The following is a 14,946-nucleotide window of genomic DNA, read 5'->3' as shown; positions in this document are numbered from 1 at the left end:
GAGGACCTCGCCATGCAGCCCTTTCCCGTCCCGCCCGCCGACCGGGATTTCGTCGGGCGGGACGGGGAAGGGCTGCATGGCGAGGTCCTCTCGGCGCGGATGACGGGATGCGACCGAGGAAACCTTAGACCTAAGATTTCGTCAAGCCCCGACCTTGCCGCCTCCGGGAGGTCCGTGAAGGGCCCCTTGAAGGAATCAGATTCCAATGCCAGGGACTCAAGGCGGCGCTGCGGGTGCGGCTTGGAGGGGTGTCTGTCCTGGTCGCAGGGCTGGCGAGGCAGGTGCGGGGTGCCGCTGTCCGTGAGGGCATGGGGCGGGTATTTCGGCGAGGTTGGCGTCCTTGTGGACGGTTGGCAATGCCGAGGCCTAAGTCCCTGGCATTGGAATCAGATTCCCGGAAGGAGTCCTTCACGGACCGCGAGCCGCCCGGAAGCCGCCGGAAAGAATTTTAGGCCTAAGGGGTTGTGCGGATCACAGCACGCGGGGTACAACCCTTATCAGTAAGTCTCTTAGACCTAAGGCATTCGGCGGCGAGCCCGCCGAGGACCACCGGAGGAGTTGCCCCGCGATGACCACCACCGAAAGCAAGAATCAGCACCTCGAGGAGCTCATCGACTCGTGCATCGCCGCTCGCGAGACGCGGTACGAGGACTGGGACACCCTCGGCTTCCAGGCCGCCGCGAAGGGCGACGAGTTCCGCCGCGCGCAGATCCGCTACATCGGCTCCGGCGCGACCGGCAACCACGACGGCGACTCGCGCCAGCTGCCCTCGGAGCACTTCACCTTCTCGAACATGCGGCTTCCGGTCGGCGCGATCGGCCCGGAGCACACCCACCACGACGTGGAAGAGGCGTTCTTCGTCCTCGAAGGCACGCTGGAGGTGACCGTGCACGACGTCGAGGACGGCACCAAGACCGCCACCCGCGTGCTCGGCTACCGCGACCTGATCCGCGTGCCCGCCGGCGTGCCGCGCAGCCTCCGCAACGCCGGCGACACCGACGCGCTGTTCTGCGTCATCATCGGCGCGCAGAAGCCGCAGCTGCCGACCTACCCGCCCACCTCGCCGATGCACGGCGTCACCCGCTGAGAAGAGACCGCGATGCCGACGATGCTGCGGGTGCACCGGACGACGTGGCTGGCCGACCGGGTCACGCAGGTGGAACTGCGCGATCCGGAAGGAAAGCCGCTGCCCGGGTGGGAGCCGGGAGCGCACCTTTCCCTGCACCTGCCGAACGGGCTGGTGCGCGAGTACTCCCTCTGCGGCGACCCGGCCGACACGCACGCGTGGACGGTCGCGGTGCTGCGGGAGGAATCCTCGCGCGGCGGCAGTGCCTGGGTGCACGAGCGGCTTACCGCGGGGAGCGTCATTCCCGTCGAAGGCCCGCGCAACACCTTCGAACTGCACGACGCTCCGGAGCACCTGCTCATCGCCGGCGGCATCGGCGTCACCCCGATTCTCGCGATGGCCCGGAAACTCTCCGTCGGCTCCACGCCGTGGTCCATGCTCTACTGTGGACGGTCGCGCGGCGGGATGGCTTTCCTGGACGAGCTTTCCGGGCTCGCCGGGGACCGGCTGGAAGTGCACGCCGATGACGAACACGGCGGCCCGCCCGACCTGGCTGCCAGGCTGGCCGGGCTCGCCCCGGGCACGGTCGTGCATTGCTGTGGCCCCGAACCGCTGCTCCGCGCGGTCGAGGCGGCGCTGCCGGAAACGGCGACCTTGCGGGTCGAACGCTTCCGGGCCCCCGAGGCTCCGGCGGCAGCACCGGGAACGGGATTCGACGTCGTGTGCGCCGGTTCCGGGACCCGGGTTTCGGTGGCCGCCGACGAGTCCATTGTGGACGCTCTCGGCCGCACCGGGATTTCCGTGCCGACCTCGTGCCGCGAGGGCGTGTGCGGGACTTGTGAAACGAAGGTGCTCTCCGGCGAACCGGACCACCGCGATTTCGTGCTCGACGACGACGAGAAGGCGATCGCCGGGACCATGATGCTCTGTGTGTCGCGGTGCCGGTCCGCCGAACTCGTTCTGGATCTTTAGGAGCCGGCCATGGCCGGACACACCCACCGGCAGCTCGCCGTGCTGCGCGCCGCCGCCGCGGGGCACGTGGAAATGACGTGCAGCCGCGAACCGCACCTCTACGTAGACGGCCTCGCCTGCTGCGACCCGACGCTCGGGCACCAGCTGGCCGGGCTGCTCGCCCCCGAACCGGCCGCGCCGCGCGGGCCGGGGCTGCGGGTGCCCGCGGTGCTCACCGCCGCCGGGCAAGCCGCGCTCGCCCCCTCCGCCGCCGCTTGAGCCTCGTGAGTGGCAACGCCGGTTAGAACCGGCTTCGCCACTCACGACGACCACTACTGAAAGGGAACGCCCGATGCCGCTGCAGCTGCGGCCGGTGCAGAGCCGCACCGCCCCGCCGACGAGCTACGAGAACGCGCTGGCCGACGAGCTGGAAGCCGTCTACGGCCGGGGCGTGCACGACCTGCCCGGCGTCGTCTCCGCGCTCAACGCGGGCGGCCTTCGCCCGGCGGACGGCGCCGACTGGACCGAAGAGACGTTCGCCGCCGAACTCGCTCGGCTGGCAGGGGAGGCGTGATGGCGACCAAAACCGCCGAAGAGCTGCTGGCACTGGGCCTGCGCGACCGCTGGTACCCGTTGTGCCCGTCCGGCACGGTCAAACGCGGCGAGCTGACCCGCATCGAGCGGGCCGGGGAGCAGCTGCTGCTCTGGCGCGATTCCGCCGGGGTCGTGCACGTTCAGGAAGACCGTTGCCCGCACCGCGGCGCGCGGCTTTCGCTAGGCGTGCACATGGGCGACCGGGTCGCCTGCAACTACCACGGCGTTCAGGTGGACGGCGACGGTGTCGTCGTGTCGGTGCCCGGCAGCCCGGGCTGTGCGCTGGAAGGCCGTCCCGCGCTGCGGACGTTCCCTGCGCAGGAGCACGCCGGTGCGGTGTTCGCCTGGTTCGGCTTGGACGAGACCGCCGAGCCGACGCCGTTGCAGGTGCCGGACCCGATCGCGGGCGGCGAGTGGGACAACTTCCTCTGCTACGTCGAATGGGACGCTCCCTACGGCTACTCCCTGGACAATCTGCTCGACCCGATGCACGGCGCGTTCCTGCACCGCAACAGCCACACCATGTTCGGCGGCAAGCGCGAAGCCGTCTTCCAGATCCGCGCGATCGACGACGGGTTCGTCTTCGAGAAGACCGACCAGCGCGGCGTGAACTTCGACTGGGTACAGCTCACCGACGCGGGCGCGCAATGGGTCACGCTCGACATCCCGTACCCGGAAACCGCCGGTCCGGGCGGCGCGTTCACCATCGTCGCCGCGCTGTGCGCGATCAACGAGACGCAGCACGCGGCCTTCTTTTGGCGCTGCCGCAAGGTTTCCGGCTGGGAACGCGACAGCTGGCGCATCCTCTACCGCAACCGGCTCGAAGCCCGGCACTGGGCGGTGCTGGAGCAGGACCGCGAGATGGCCGAGGCGATGCCGCTCGACGCGTGGGACCGGGAAAACCTGTACCAGCACGACATCGCGCTCGTCCGGATGCGCCGGTTGCTGCGTTCGGAAGCCCGCCGCCAGGCCGCCGCGCTCGCCGCTCCGCCCGCCGCACCGGCTCCGGCCGCGCCCGTGCCCGCCCCGACCCGCTGAAGTTTCAGGAGGCCCCATGTCCGCCGAACCCATCGCGCGGCTCCGCGCCCTGCGCGCGGTGACGCTGCGTTCGACGCAGTGCGCCGATTCCGGCGAGTTCTACCGCGAAGTCTGGGGGCTGCAGCAGGTCGAAGCCGACCGCGGCGCGGTCTGGCTGCGCGGTTCCGGCGACGAGCACCACGTGCTCCAGCTCGAACAGGCCGACCAGAACGCGCTGGGCAAGATCGCGTTCGCCGTCGCCACCCCGCGCGAGGTCGACGCGGCTGCCGCCCGGCTGGCCGCGCACGGCGTTCCGCTGATCACCGAACCCGGCAAGCTCGACCAGGTCGGCGGCGGGTACGGCCTGCGCTTCGCCGACCCGGAAGGCCGCCTGGTGGAGCTGTCCGCCGAGGTCGACGCGGTCGTCCCGGGCGATCCGTACGGACGCGCCGCGGTACCGCGGAAACTGGCGCACGTCGTGCTCAACACGGTCGACATCGACGCGGCCTGCGAGTTCTACACGCGGGTGCTGGGCATGCGGATCTCCGACTGGTCCGAGCACCAGATGGCGTTCCTGCGCTGCAACGCCGACCACCACGTGATCGCCTTCAACCAGGCCGAATTCGCGTCGGTGAACCACATCGCGTACGAGATGAACTCGATCGACCACTTCATGCGCGGCATCGGCCGGCTCAAGCACAACGGCGTCACGCCGCTGTGGGGTCCCGGCCGGCACGGTCCGGGCAGCAACACGTTCGGCTACTTCGCCGACCCGGCTGGGCTCGTCTGCGAGTACACCTCCGAGGTCGCGCAGGTCGAGGAAGACGCCTGGCTGTGCCGGGTGTGGCGGCGCACGCCGGAGCTGTCCGACCTGTGGGGCACCGCAGGTCCGCCGTCGAAGGACGTCCGCTCGCACATGCGCGGCGTGCCGGACCCCGGCTACTCGGCTTGGTGGCAGTCGTGAAGGTAGGTGTGCTGGGCGCGGGGTCCATCGGGTCGGTCGTCGCGGAAGCCTTGCGCGACGGGAAGGTGCCGGGCGCGGAGCTGGCCGGGGTCGTCGATCCGGCGCTCGCTCCGGCGGGACTGCCGATGTGCGCGTTGCCGGAGCTGCTGTCCACTTCGGACTTGGTGGTCGAGGCCGCGGGACAGCGAGCCCTGACGGATGCTGGGCCGCAGGTGCTCTCGGCGGGTTGCGATCTGCTGGTGGTTTCGGTCGGTGCGCTGGCGGCGGACGGATTGCTGGAGAAGCTGCTCGCGGCCGGGCCGGGGGCGGTCCATTTGTCGACTGGCGCGATCGGCGGGCTCGACCTGCTGCGTTCGGCGGCACTGCTAGGGCAGTTCGAGCGGGTGGTCATCGAGACGACGAAGAAAGCGTCTTCGCTGGTCCAGCCATGGATGTCTCCGGCGGAAGCGGAAGAGTTGCGGCAGGCGACCGCGCCGGTCGAGCTGCGTCGTGGGCCTGCGCGGGAGATCACCGCAGCGTTCCCGAAGTCGGCGAATGTGGCTGCGTCGGTGGCGTTGGCCGTGCGGGATTGGGACGTCGTGGAGGCTGCGGTGATCGCCGATCCGGCCGCGCCGCTGACCTCGCACGTGATCACCGCTGTGGGTCCGGCGGGGGAGTACCGGTTCGAGATCCGGAATCGGCCGTCACCGCAGACGCCGACGTCGAGCCAGGTCGTGCCGTACGCGGTGCTGTCCGCGCTGGAAGCGTTGGCGACGCCGAGGGCGGTGTTCCGATGACTTCCATTGTGGACGGTGTGCAGGTGCGGACTGCTGGGGACGGCAGTCCGGTGCTGTTGCTGCACGGCATCGGCGGTTCGAGCGCTTCGTTCGACGCACAGCTGGCTGGTCTGGCCCCGAAACACCGCGTGCTGGCTTGGGACGCGCCGGGCTACGGCGGTTCGGCCGATCCGGAAAAGCCGCTGGGCATGGCCGGATACGCGGCGCTGGTCGGCCGTCTGCTGTCCTCGTTGGACGCTGCGCCCGCACATCTCGTGGGCGTGTCGTGGGGCGGCGTGATCGCGACCCGCGTCGCGCTGGAGTATCCGGACGTCGTGCGGTCGCTGGTGCTGGCCGATTCGACGCGCGGCTCCGGCATCGACTCCGAGCGGGCCGCGTTGATGCGGGCGCGGCCGAGCGAGTTGAACCGCGTGGGCGCGGCGGAATTCGCTCGGCGCCGCGCGCCTCGGTTGCTCGCGCCTGGCGGGGATCCTGCGGTGGCGCAACGGGTTGAGGACATCATGGCGGGCATCCGATTGCCCGGGTACGCGTCCGCCGCGGAATCGATGGCCGAGACGGATCACGGTCCGCGGTTGTCCCGGATTTCCGTGCCGACGCTGGTGCTCGTCGGTGAGCACGACCAGGTGACCGGAGTCGCCGAGTCGCGACGGCTCGCAGCGTCGATTCCTGGCGCGCGGCTGGAAATAGTTCCCGGCGGGCACGCGGCCAACCAGGAATCCCCGCGTCGGTTCTCCACCGAGGTCTTGGGCTTTCTGTCCGAAGTGGACGCGGTGGTGGCGCGATGAAGGACCGGTTGTATGTAGTCACTGGCGCTGGCCGCGGCCTCGGCTGGGCGATCGCGCGTGAGATTGGTCGGCAAGGCGGCCGGGTCGTGGTCGCCGAACGATCTCCGGATCGCGCGGCTGACGGCGTTGCCCGATTGCACGCGGAAGGCGTTGAGGCACACCGGATCGACACCGATGTCGCGGACCCGGAGTCCGTCGCGGCTTTGGCGGACGAGGTCGCGAAGCTGGGACCGTTGCACGGTTTGGTGAACAACGCGGCGATGGCGGACGGCGTGGGCGGCAAGCATTTCGCCGAGTTGGACGTCGAAGCGTGGGACGCGTTGATGACCGTCAACGCGCGCGGCCCGTGGCTGGTCGCCCGCGCGCTGTATCCGCAGCTCGCGCAGACCGGCGGACGCATCGTGAACCTCGCTTCCGACGCCGCGCTGTACGGCTCGCCGCGCCTGGTCCAGTACGTGGCCTCCAAGGGTGCGGTGATCGCGATGACCCGCGCGATGGCTCGCGACGGCGGCCCGGACGGCGTGACCGTCAACGCGGTCGCGCCGGGGCTGACCGAAGTCGAGGCGACCGCGGGCATTCCGCAGGAGCGGCACGATCTGTACGCGATGAACCGCGCGCTGACCCGGCCGCAACAGCCGGAGGACGTGGTCGGTTCGGTGGCGTTCCTGCTGTCCGACGCGGCCTCCTACATCACTGGCCAGACCCTCGTGGTCGACGGCGGATTCGTCTGCAGCTGAAGGGAAAACCCGTGGATTTGGGATTGAAGGGCCGCGCGGTGCTCGTCACCGGAGCCAGCTCCGGCGTCGGGCTCGCGACCGCCGCCGCGCTGCTGGCCGAGGGCGCGCACGTCGCCGCCTGTGCCCGCGACGGCGTCCGGCTGGAGAAGGCCCTCGCCGATCTGCCCCGCGCCGACGGAGCCCGGCTGTACACCGCGTCCTGCGACGTGCTCGACCAGCCGCAGGTGGAAACGTTCGTCGCCGACGCTGCCCGCGAGCTTGGCGGGCTGGCCGGGATCGTGAACAACGCGGGCCGATCGCTGATGGCGCGGTTCGCCGAGACGACCGACGAGCAGTGGCGCGAAGAATTGCAGCTCAAGATCTTCTCAGTGCTGCACGTCGTCCGGGCCGCGTTGCCGTGGCTGCGCGCAGCGACGAATCCGGCTGTGGTCAACGTGAACGCGATCCTTGCCCGGCAGCCTGAACCCCGGTTGGCCGCGACGTCAGCGGCGCGGGCGGCGTTGCTCAATCTCTCCACGACTTTGGCGACCGAACTGGCCGAGGACGGCGTACGGGTCAACTCGGTTTGCCTCGGTTTGGTCGACACCGGACAGTGGCGGCGCCGGTACGAGACTTCCGGCAGCGAATTGTCCTTTGTGGACTGGTCGGCTGAGCTGGCCGCCGATCGCGGAATCCCGCTGGGACGGCTCGGCACCGCGGAAGAGGTCGCTTTCCCCATCGTCACGCTGCTGTCGCCGCGTGCCTCATACGTGACCGGCGCGACGATCGACGTCGGCGGCGGCATCGCTCGTTATGTCTAGAAGGGACGGACCCATGAATCACGGTCACGGAGGCGAGCTTCTCGTCCGCCTGCTGTCCGAAGCCGGAGTGGACACCGCCTTCGGCGTGGTGAGTGTGCACAACTTACCGCTGGTGGAAGCGGTTTCGCAGCATCTGCGGTTCGTGCCGGTGCGGCACGAGGCAGCAGCGGTGAACGCCGCCGACGGGTACTCCCGGGCCAGCGGCGGCCTCGGCGTCGCGATCACCAGCACCGGCACGGGCGCGGGCAACGCGGCGGGCGCGCTCGTGGAGGCCCTCACGGCGGGCAGCCGTGTGCTGCACGTGACCGGCCAGATCGACTCCGAATTCCTCGGCAGCGGACGCGGCGTCATCCACGAGACCCGCGACCAGATCGGCATGCTGACCGCGATTTCCAAGCACGCCGCCACGGTCACCTCGGTAGAGACCGCGGAGGACACCCTGCGCGCAGCGATCCGGCACGCGCTGTCGGTGCCGAGTGGTCCGGCCAGCGTCGAGTGGCCGATCGACCTGCAGTATTCGCGGCACGAGTTCCGTCCTGGTTCCCTTGAGCCGACCCCGATTCCGCCGCCTGACGCCACTGTGCTCGCGGAAGCCGCCGAACTGCTCGCAACCGCACGCCGTCCGGTGTTCTGGCTCGGCGGAGGCGCGACCGGTGCGCGCGACGAGGTGCGCGCGCTCGCGGAACGGCTCGGAGCGGCCGTGTTCACCAGCAACTCCGGCCGTGGCACGGTGCCGGAGAACCACGAACTGGTCGTCGGAAACTTCGCCGCGCACGAGTCGGCCGCGCAGCTCCTCGCCGACGCCGACCTGCTCGTCTCGGTCGGGACGCACTTCCGCTCGAACGAAACCAAGCACTACCACCTGGCGCTGCCCGAACGGCACCTGCAGATCGACGTCGACCCCGACGCGCTGGGCCGGGTCTACCCGGCCACCGTCGGAGCGCGAGGCGACGCCGCAGTGGTGCTGAGCGAATTGTCCACTGTGGACTCGAACACCGAGGAAGGCTGGCGCGAACGCGTCGTCGAGACCCGGAAAGTCGTGCGGGACAAGCTGAACGAGGCAATCGGCCCGTACGCGGAGATCTGCGCCGCACTGCGCGACGGCCTCCCCGTCGAGTCCGTGATCGCCCGCGACGTGACCATCCCGTCCAGCCAGTGGGGCAACCGGCTGCTGGGCATCCACGACCCGCACACCAACGTGTTCCCGGTCGGCGGCGGCATCGGACAGGGCCTCGCCACCGGCATCGGAGCCGCGCTCGCGACGCCGGACGCGCCGACCGTGGTGCTGGTCGGCGACGGCGGGCTCGCGGTGCACCTCGGCGAACTGTGCACGCTGGCGCAGGAACGGCCGTGGCTCGCGCTGGTCGTGTTCAACGACGGCGGATACGGCGTGCTGCGCAACATGCAGGACCACCACCGCGGCCAGCGTGCCGGCGTCGACCTGTACACGCCGGACTTCGCGCGGATGGCGCAGTCGCTGGACCTGCCGCACGCGCTGGTGTCGAAGCCGGGCCAGTTCGCCGACGCGCTGGCGAAGGCGGTGGCCCAGCAGGGCCCGTTCGTCATCGAGGTGGACGTGACCGCCTTGCCCGCGACGCCGCGGCCGTTCGTGCCGCCGGTGCCGGTTCCGGAGAGCTGAGGAGACAAGACGTGGGAGGCACCATCGAAGCTGCCGAAGTCCACCATCACGGGCACGGCCCCGCGAACCGCCGCCGCCGGGTGGTGCGGACGTCCGCGCCGCTGCTGGTGCGGCATCCGCCCGGTCGCGTGCGCGGCGCGGTGCTCGTGCTGCACGGCGCCGCCGGGCTCGACGAATCCGTCGAACACTGCTGCCGCACGCTCGCGAGCTGCGGTTATGTCACCGTCGCGCCGCTGTTCTACTACGAGACCGGCGGCCACACCTTCGGTCCAGGCAAGGCGGAGGCCGCGTTCGCCGCGCTCGAACTTTCCGACCTGGAAGCCGACCTCGCCGGCGCGCTCGACTACCTCGGCACCCGGCTGGGAATGCCGCGCCACCGCGTGGCCGCCGCCGGTTTCGGCTCCGCCGCCCACCTCGCCGAACTGGCCGGCGTGGACCTCGCCGTCGCTCTCGGACCCGAGCCGCCACCGTGGCCCGGTACGCCCGGATTCGACCCGCATGCGCCCGATCGGCTCGTGCTGCCCGCCGGACCGTCCGCCGCGGACGACCTGGTCCGGTTCCTGGACGCCGCTTCAAGTCCGTGAGGGGAACCCTGCGGGACTCTGAGTCCCGCAGGGTTCCCCTCACGGACAGCAGACGCACCCCAGCGCCGCCTCGAGTTCCTGGCATCGCGCCTGAAACCCCCTACGATCGATTGCACGCTCCGGCTCCGAGGAGGGCCCATGAGTATCGCCGCCACCCCCGAGGTGACCCAGCGGGACATCGCCGCCCGGCTGGAACGGCTCCCGATGTCGCGATGGCAGGTCTCGATTCGCCTGATCATCGGCATCGTCACGTTCTTCGAGGCGTTCGACCAGCTGCTGATCGCCTACACGCTGCCGGTCATCGGCCGCGAGTGGCACATGACGACCGCCTCCAGCACCGCGACGCTGACCATCGGCTCGATCGGCATGCTGCTCGGCGCGCTGGCGTCCGGCTGGGCCGCCGACCGGATCGGCCGCGTCAAGGTGATCACGCTGTGCGTCGCCGTCACGGCGTTGTGCAGCCTGGCGATGACGTTGTGCACCGCGCTGCTGCCGTTCCTGATCCTGCGGTTCGTGCAGGGTCTCGCGATCGGCGGCGAAGTGCCGACCGCCGCCGCGTACATCGCGGAGATCAGCCGGGCTCGCCGCCGTGGCCGGTTTGTCCTGATGTACGAGATCGTCTTCCCGGCCGGTCTCGCGGTCGGCGCGCTGGTCGCGGCGTGGGTCATCCCGCACTGGGGCTGGCGTCCGCTGTTCGCGCTGGCCGCCGTTCCCGGTATCGCCGCGGTGCTGCTGCAGCTGCGGATTCCGGAGTCGCCGCGCTGGCTCGCCGCGCACGGGCACACCGAGAAGGCCGAGCAGACGATGGCGTTGATCGAACGCCGCGTCGAAGAATCCCTTGGCCGTCCATTGCCTCCGCCTGCTGAGGCCGCCGCGGCACCGGCAGCGGTGCCCGCGAAGCGCGGTTCGTTCCGCGACCTGTTCGCCGGTCGCTACCGGCGGCGCACGCTGATGGTGTGGACGATCTGGTTCGTCGGCTACCTCGCCAACTACGGCATCACCTCGTGGCTGCCGACGCTGTACAAGGGTTCGTTCCACCTCTCGATCGGCCAGGCGCTCTGGTACAGCACGGCCACGTCGGTCGCCGGTCTGGTCGGCTGCCTGATCGCCGCGCTGGTCGTGGACAAGCTCGGCCGCCGGTTCGTGCTGGCCGCGGGGCTGGGCGGGACGACCGCGATGCTGGTCGTGCTGGGCGCGCTCGGCGCCGGGACTCCGTTGCAGCTGCTGGTGTGGTCCTCGCTCGCGGCGATGTTCAACTTCGCGGTGAACGTCTGCCTGTACCTGTACACGCCGGAGCTGTACCCGACCCGCAGCCGTGCGCTGGGCGTCAGCCTCGGCGGCGTGATGAACCGGTTCGGCCTGATCCTCGGCCCGATCCTGGTCGGCGCGCTGTACGCGGGCGGCAGCGGACTCGCGTCGGTGTTCCTGGTGCTCGGCGGGATCTGCTTCGTCGGCGCGCTGGTCGCGGGGTTCTTCGCCGAGGAGACCAAGGGCCGCACGCTCGAAGAGGTTTCGCCGTGACGGATCCGTTGCGCGTGGTCCTGCTCGGCACGGCGGCCGGGCCGTACCCGGCGCCGGGCCGGCAGGGCTGCGCGAACGCGGTGGTCGTCGGCGGCCGCGTCTATCTGGTCGACGCGGGCTACGGGACGCTCGGCAAGTACGTCGCCGCCGGGCTGTCCCTGCGCGATCTGGCCGCGGTGTTCGTGACGCACCTGCATTCCGACCACGTCGCCGAACTGTTCACGCTCTTCCTGCTCGGCTGGGGCCCGGCCAACCAGGGCGTCGTCGATCCGGTACGGGTCTACGGCCCCGGCCCGGACCCGACCGACCCCGGTCCGCCCGCCGCGGGCACGGCGGGGCTGATCGCGGGCAATCTCGCCGCGTTCGGACAGGACGTCGCGGTGCGGCAGCGGACCAGCGACCGGCCGCGGCTGGCCAGCCTGATCCGCGCTACCGACGTCTCGGTGGCTGGGGAAACCGTTGTGCACGAAGACGATCGGGTACGCGTGACAGCTCGGGCCGTCCCGCATCCGCCACTGCATCTGGCACTGGGCTACCGGTTCGAGACCGAACACGGCGTGGTCGCCTTCTCCGGCGACACCGCCCGCAGCGACGCGGTCGGCGAGTTGGCGGCGGGTGCCGACTTGCTGGTGCACGAAGCGATGGAGCCCGATTTCTACCGCAGCATCGGCTATTCGCCGAAACTACTGGACTTCCTCGCCGCCTCGCACACCTCACCGGCGGACGTCGGCCGGGTCGCCGCGGCGGCCGGGGCCAAGCGGGTCGCGCTGTCGCACCTCGGCCCGGCCGATCCCGCCCGGCTCGACGACGAGGGCTGGCTCCGGCGAGTCCGTCCGCACTATTCCGGCCCGGTCGTCGTGGGCCACGACCTGCTTGACCTCGCTGTCTAAAAGACTTGTCTCAAAGGAGCTTTCGCTGTGCCGGAAATCGCGATCGTCGGCGGCGGGATCGGCGGCCTGGCCGCCGCTGCCGCCCTGCGGAAGGCCGGATTCTCGCCGGTCGTGCACGAACAGGCGGGCGGATTCGGCCGCGTCGGCGCGGACATCAACCTGACGCCCAACGCCGTCCGCGCCCTCGACGGCCTTGGGATCGGCGACGAACTGCGGGAAACCGCGGCGCGGCCGAAGTACCGGATCAGCCGCACCTGGGACACCGGCGAGGAAACCTCCCGGCTGCCGATGGGCGACGAGGCCGAACGCCGCTACGGTTCGCCGCAGCTCACGATGCACCGCGCGGATCTGCTGGCCGCGTTGGAACGCGCGCTGCCCGACGGCGTCGTCCACTTGGGACACAAGCTGACCGGACTGTCCACAACGGACTCGGTCTCGCTGGACTTCGGTTCTTCGACGGCTTCCGCGGACGTCGTGATCGGCGCTGACGGCATCCACTCCGCCGTCCGCACCGCTTTGTTCGGCGCGGAACACCCCGAGTTCACCGGCGTCGTCGCGTACCGCGCGGTGTTGCCCGCGGGTTCGGTGGACGTGCCGAACCTGGACTCCTTCACCAAATGGTGGGGTCCGGATCCGGACACGCAACTGGTGACTTTCCCGCTCAACCGCGGCGCGGACGTATTCGTCTTCGCCACGACCCGGCAAAGCCAGTGGCGGCACGAATCCTGGACCACTCCGGGCGACGTCGCCGAACTGCGCGAGGCGTACCGCGGCTTCCACCCCGAGGCCCGCGCGCTGCTGGAGGCGTGCGATTCGGTACTGCAATCGGCGCTGTACGTCCGCGATCCGCTGCCGACCTGGTCGTCCAGCCCGGTGACGCTGCTGGGCGACGCGTGCCACCCGATGATGCCGTTCATGGCACAAGGCGCGGGAATGGCCATCGAGGACAGTGTCGTGCTCTCGCGGGCGCTGGCGGCTTATCCGAACACGGAGGTCGCGTTGAAGGCGTACCAGGCGGCTCGGCTGGACCGGACCCGCGAGGTGCAGCTGGCCTCGCGGAACAACAGCTGGCTCAAGCAGAGCGGAAGCAGTTCGACCGCCGCGGACGCGATCTACGGGTACGACGCCTGGCACACTCCGGTGTGAGCCAGGTCATATCCAGGGTTCCGGGTGGCGTGTCTGATCGGGACGGTCCCGTTCGACGCGTAGGTGAACAGGCACCATCCCGAACCAGGAGCTGATCCCATGCGCACCCTCATCGCCACCGCGTTCGTGTCCCTCGACGGCGTCGTCGAAGCCCCCGGCGGCGAGGCCGGGTACCGGAACGCCGGCTGGACGTTCAAGGACATCGAGTTCGAGCCCGCCGCCTACGCGCTCAAGGGCGCCGAGCAGGAGGAGGCGACCGCGCTGCTGCTCGGGCGGGTCAGCTACGAGGCGTTCTCGCCGGTGTGGCCGGACATGACCGAGGAATTCCCGCACTACAAGGTGATGCCGAAATACGTCGTGTCGACGACCCTGCGCGACGAGGACCTCGTGACGAACTGGGGCGAAACGACCATTCTTCGCTCCCTTGCCGAGGTCGCCGCTTTGAAGGAAACCGAGGGCGGCCCGATCATCGTCAACGGCAGCGCGACCCTGGTCCGCGACCTCACCGACGCCGGCCTGGTCGACCGGCTGCACCTGCTGGTCTTCCCGGTCCTGCTCGGCGCGGGGAAGCGGCTGTTCAGCGAAACCGACAAGGCCAAGCAGCCGCTGAAGCTGATCGAAAGCGAAACCTATGCGAACGGGATTCAGAAGCAAATCTTCGAGTTCGTCCGCTGAGCGGATCCTCGGGCGCGGGCGTCCGTGAAGGGCTCCTTGAGGGAATCAGATTCCCTCAAGGAGCCCTTCACGGACCTCCGCGGCAGCAGGCCGGAGCCGTTCGCTTCATCTAGGCACTGACAAGTCGGTGGCATACTCGATGCCATGGCCCGTCGTTACCATCACGGCGATCTGCGGCAGGCGGTGCTGACCGAGGCCGTCGAGGTGCTCGGCGAGTCCGGTCCGGCCGCGGTCAACCTGCGCGACCTCGCCCGCCGGGTCGGGGTTTCGCACGCCGCCCCGGCCCACCACTTCGGCGACCGGTCCGGGCTGCTCACCGCGGTCGCCGCGCAGGGGTTCGACCTGCTCGCGGACACCCTTGAAGAGCTGCCGCCGTCGTCGGACCTGCTCGAGGCCGGGGTCGCTTACGTTTCGTCCGCGGTCGAGCACCGGGCGCACTTCGAGGTGATGTTCCGTCCGGAGCTGCTCCGCGAAGACGATCCGGACCTGCGGGCCGCGCAGGCGCGCAGCAATCAGGCGCTGGACTGGGCGATCGCCGGTTTCCGGGACGGAAGCGTCGATCCGGTGGTCGCCGGCGCGGCGGCCTGGTCGCTCGTGCACGGGTTCGCGACGCTGTGGCTGCAGCGCGCGTTGCCCGCGGACGTCGGCGACGACGTCGAGGCGGCTGCCCGCTCGGTGGCGGAATTGCTTGTCCGGGGCGCGAATCCGCCGCGGGGCTGACCCTCGGCGAGACGGCGCTGCTCGTCCGCCGTCCGGGTGACCCCGGGAACCGCGGCCCCGCCGGAGCCGTCCCATCGCCGA

Annotated in this window: 17 protein-coding genes; all 17 read left to right on the top strand. The window is 70.3% G+C overall.

From position 1 onward, the window contains the following. Window positions 1-568 precede the first annotated feature (568 nt). The 17 genes from D0D37_RS33635 (at window position 569) to D0D37_RS33555 (ending at window position 14,865) form a co-directional block, all read left to right on the top strand. Window positions 569-1,087: a cupin domain-containing protein gene (locus D0D37_RS33635; protein WP_116204623.1), complete on the top strand. Its 519-nt coding sequence runs from the start codon at window positions 569-571 to the stop codon at window positions 1,085-1,087. Window positions 1,088-1,099: 12 nt separating this feature from the next. Continuing rightward, window positions 1,100-2,038 (top strand): PDR/VanB family oxidoreductase, encoded by a 939-nt coding sequence (locus D0D37_RS33630; RefSeq protein WP_116204622.1) that lies wholly within the window; start codon window positions 1,100-1,102, stop codon window positions 2,036-2,038. A 9-nt stretch (window positions 2,039-2,047) separates the two neighbouring features. After that, window positions 2,048-2,296 carry a hypothetical protein gene (locus D0D37_RS33625; RefSeq protein WP_067579025.1) on the top strand — a complete coding sequence of 83 codons (249 nt, stop codon included), beginning with the start codon at window positions 2,048-2,050 and terminating at the stop codon, window positions 2,294-2,296. Window positions 2,297-2,369: 73 nt separating this feature from the next. Continuing rightward, window positions 2,370-2,591, top strand: coding sequence for a recombinase-like helix-turn-helix domain-containing protein (locus tag D0D37_RS33620; protein WP_116204621.1), 222 nt, complete (start codon window positions 2,370-2,372; stop codon window positions 2,589-2,591). Further along, on the top strand, window positions 2,591-3,649 hold the full coding sequence (locus D0D37_RS33615; RefSeq protein ID WP_116204620.1) for a Rieske 2Fe-2S domain-containing protein: 1,059 nt from the start codon (window positions 2,591-2,593) through the stop codon (window positions 3,647-3,649). The genes D0D37_RS33620 and D0D37_RS33615 overlap by 1 nt, the downstream gene beginning before the upstream one ends. Before the next feature lie 16 nt (window positions 3,650-3,665). Next, complete coding sequence (locus D0D37_RS33610; protein WP_116204619.1) at window positions 3,666-4,592, top strand: VOC family protein; 927 nt, start codon at window positions 3,666-3,668, stop codon at window positions 4,590-4,592. Then, the gene (locus D0D37_RS33605; protein WP_244223772.1) at window positions 4,589-5,368 is read left to right on the top strand and encodes an aspartate dehydrogenase domain-containing protein; all 780 of its coding nucleotides are present in this window, start codon (window positions 4,589-4,591) and stop codon (window positions 5,366-5,368) included. The genes D0D37_RS33610 and D0D37_RS33605 overlap by 4 nt, the downstream gene beginning before the upstream one ends. Then, entirely contained in the window at window positions 5,365-6,153 is a 789-nt protein-coding gene (locus D0D37_RS33600) for an alpha/beta fold hydrolase (RefSeq protein ID WP_116204617.1), read from the top strand. Before D0D37_RS33605 ends, D0D37_RS33600 begins: the two co-directional genes overlap by 4 nt. Further along, the gene (locus tag D0D37_RS33595) at window positions 6,150-6,890 is read left to right on the top strand and encodes a 3-oxoacyl-ACP reductase family protein (RefSeq protein ID WP_116204616.1); all 741 of its coding nucleotides are present in this window, start codon (window positions 6,150-6,152) and stop codon (window positions 6,888-6,890) included. Before D0D37_RS33600 ends, D0D37_RS33595 begins: the two co-directional genes overlap by 4 nt. A gap of 11 nt (window positions 6,891-6,901) precedes the next feature. Further along, the gene (locus tag D0D37_RS33590) at window positions 6,902-7,690 is read left to right on the top strand and encodes an SDR family oxidoreductase (RefSeq protein WP_116204615.1); all 789 of its coding nucleotides are present in this window, start codon (window positions 6,902-6,904) and stop codon (window positions 7,688-7,690) included. 13 nt (window positions 7,691-7,703) lie between these two features. Then, a complete protein-coding gene (locus D0D37_RS33585) occupies window positions 7,704-9,329 on the top strand; it encodes a thiamine pyrophosphate-binding protein (protein WP_116204614.1) in 1,626 nt (541 codons plus the stop codon). Window positions 9,330-9,340: 11 nt separating this feature from the next. After that, window positions 9,341-9,913: a dienelactone hydrolase family protein gene (locus D0D37_RS33580; protein WP_162834589.1), complete on the top strand. Its 573-nt coding sequence runs from the start codon at window positions 9,341-9,343 to the stop codon at window positions 9,911-9,913. 138 nt (window positions 9,914-10,051) lie between these two features. Then, on the top strand, window positions 10,052-11,434 hold the full coding sequence (locus D0D37_RS33575) for an MFS transporter (protein ID WP_116204612.1): 1,383 nt from the start codon (window positions 10,052-10,054) through the stop codon (window positions 11,432-11,434). Beyond that, window positions 11,431-12,324 carry an MBL fold metallo-hydrolase gene (locus tag D0D37_RS33570; protein WP_244223771.1) on the top strand — a complete coding sequence of 298 codons (894 nt, stop codon included), beginning with the start codon at window positions 11,431-11,433 and terminating at the stop codon, window positions 12,322-12,324. The genes D0D37_RS33575 and D0D37_RS33570 overlap by 4 nt, the downstream gene beginning before the upstream one ends. Window positions 12,325-12,351: 27 nt before the next feature. Beyond that, complete coding sequence (locus D0D37_RS33565) at window positions 12,352-13,470, top strand: FAD-dependent monooxygenase (protein ID WP_116204611.1); 1,119 nt, start codon at window positions 12,352-12,354, stop codon at window positions 13,468-13,470. A 99-nt stretch (window positions 13,471-13,569) separates the two neighbouring features. Next, window positions 13,570-14,145, top strand: a complete 576-nt coding sequence (locus D0D37_RS33560; protein WP_116204610.1) for a dihydrofolate reductase family protein — start codon at window positions 13,570-13,572, stop codon at window positions 14,143-14,145. A gap of 144 nt (window positions 14,146-14,289) precedes the next feature. After that, window positions 14,290-14,865 (top strand): TetR/AcrR family transcriptional regulator, encoded by a 576-nt coding sequence (locus D0D37_RS33555; protein WP_116204609.1) that lies wholly within the window; start codon window positions 14,290-14,292, stop codon window positions 14,863-14,865. Window positions 14,866-14,946: the final 81 nt, after the last annotated feature.

The sequence above is a fragment of the Amycolatopsis circi genome, from assembly GCF_003385235.1.
GTDB classification, from domain to species: domain Bacteria; phylum Actinomycetota; class Actinomycetes; order Mycobacteriales; family Pseudonocardiaceae; genus Amycolatopsis; species Amycolatopsis circi.
This window is presented reverse-complemented; position numbering and strand designations above follow the sequence as displayed.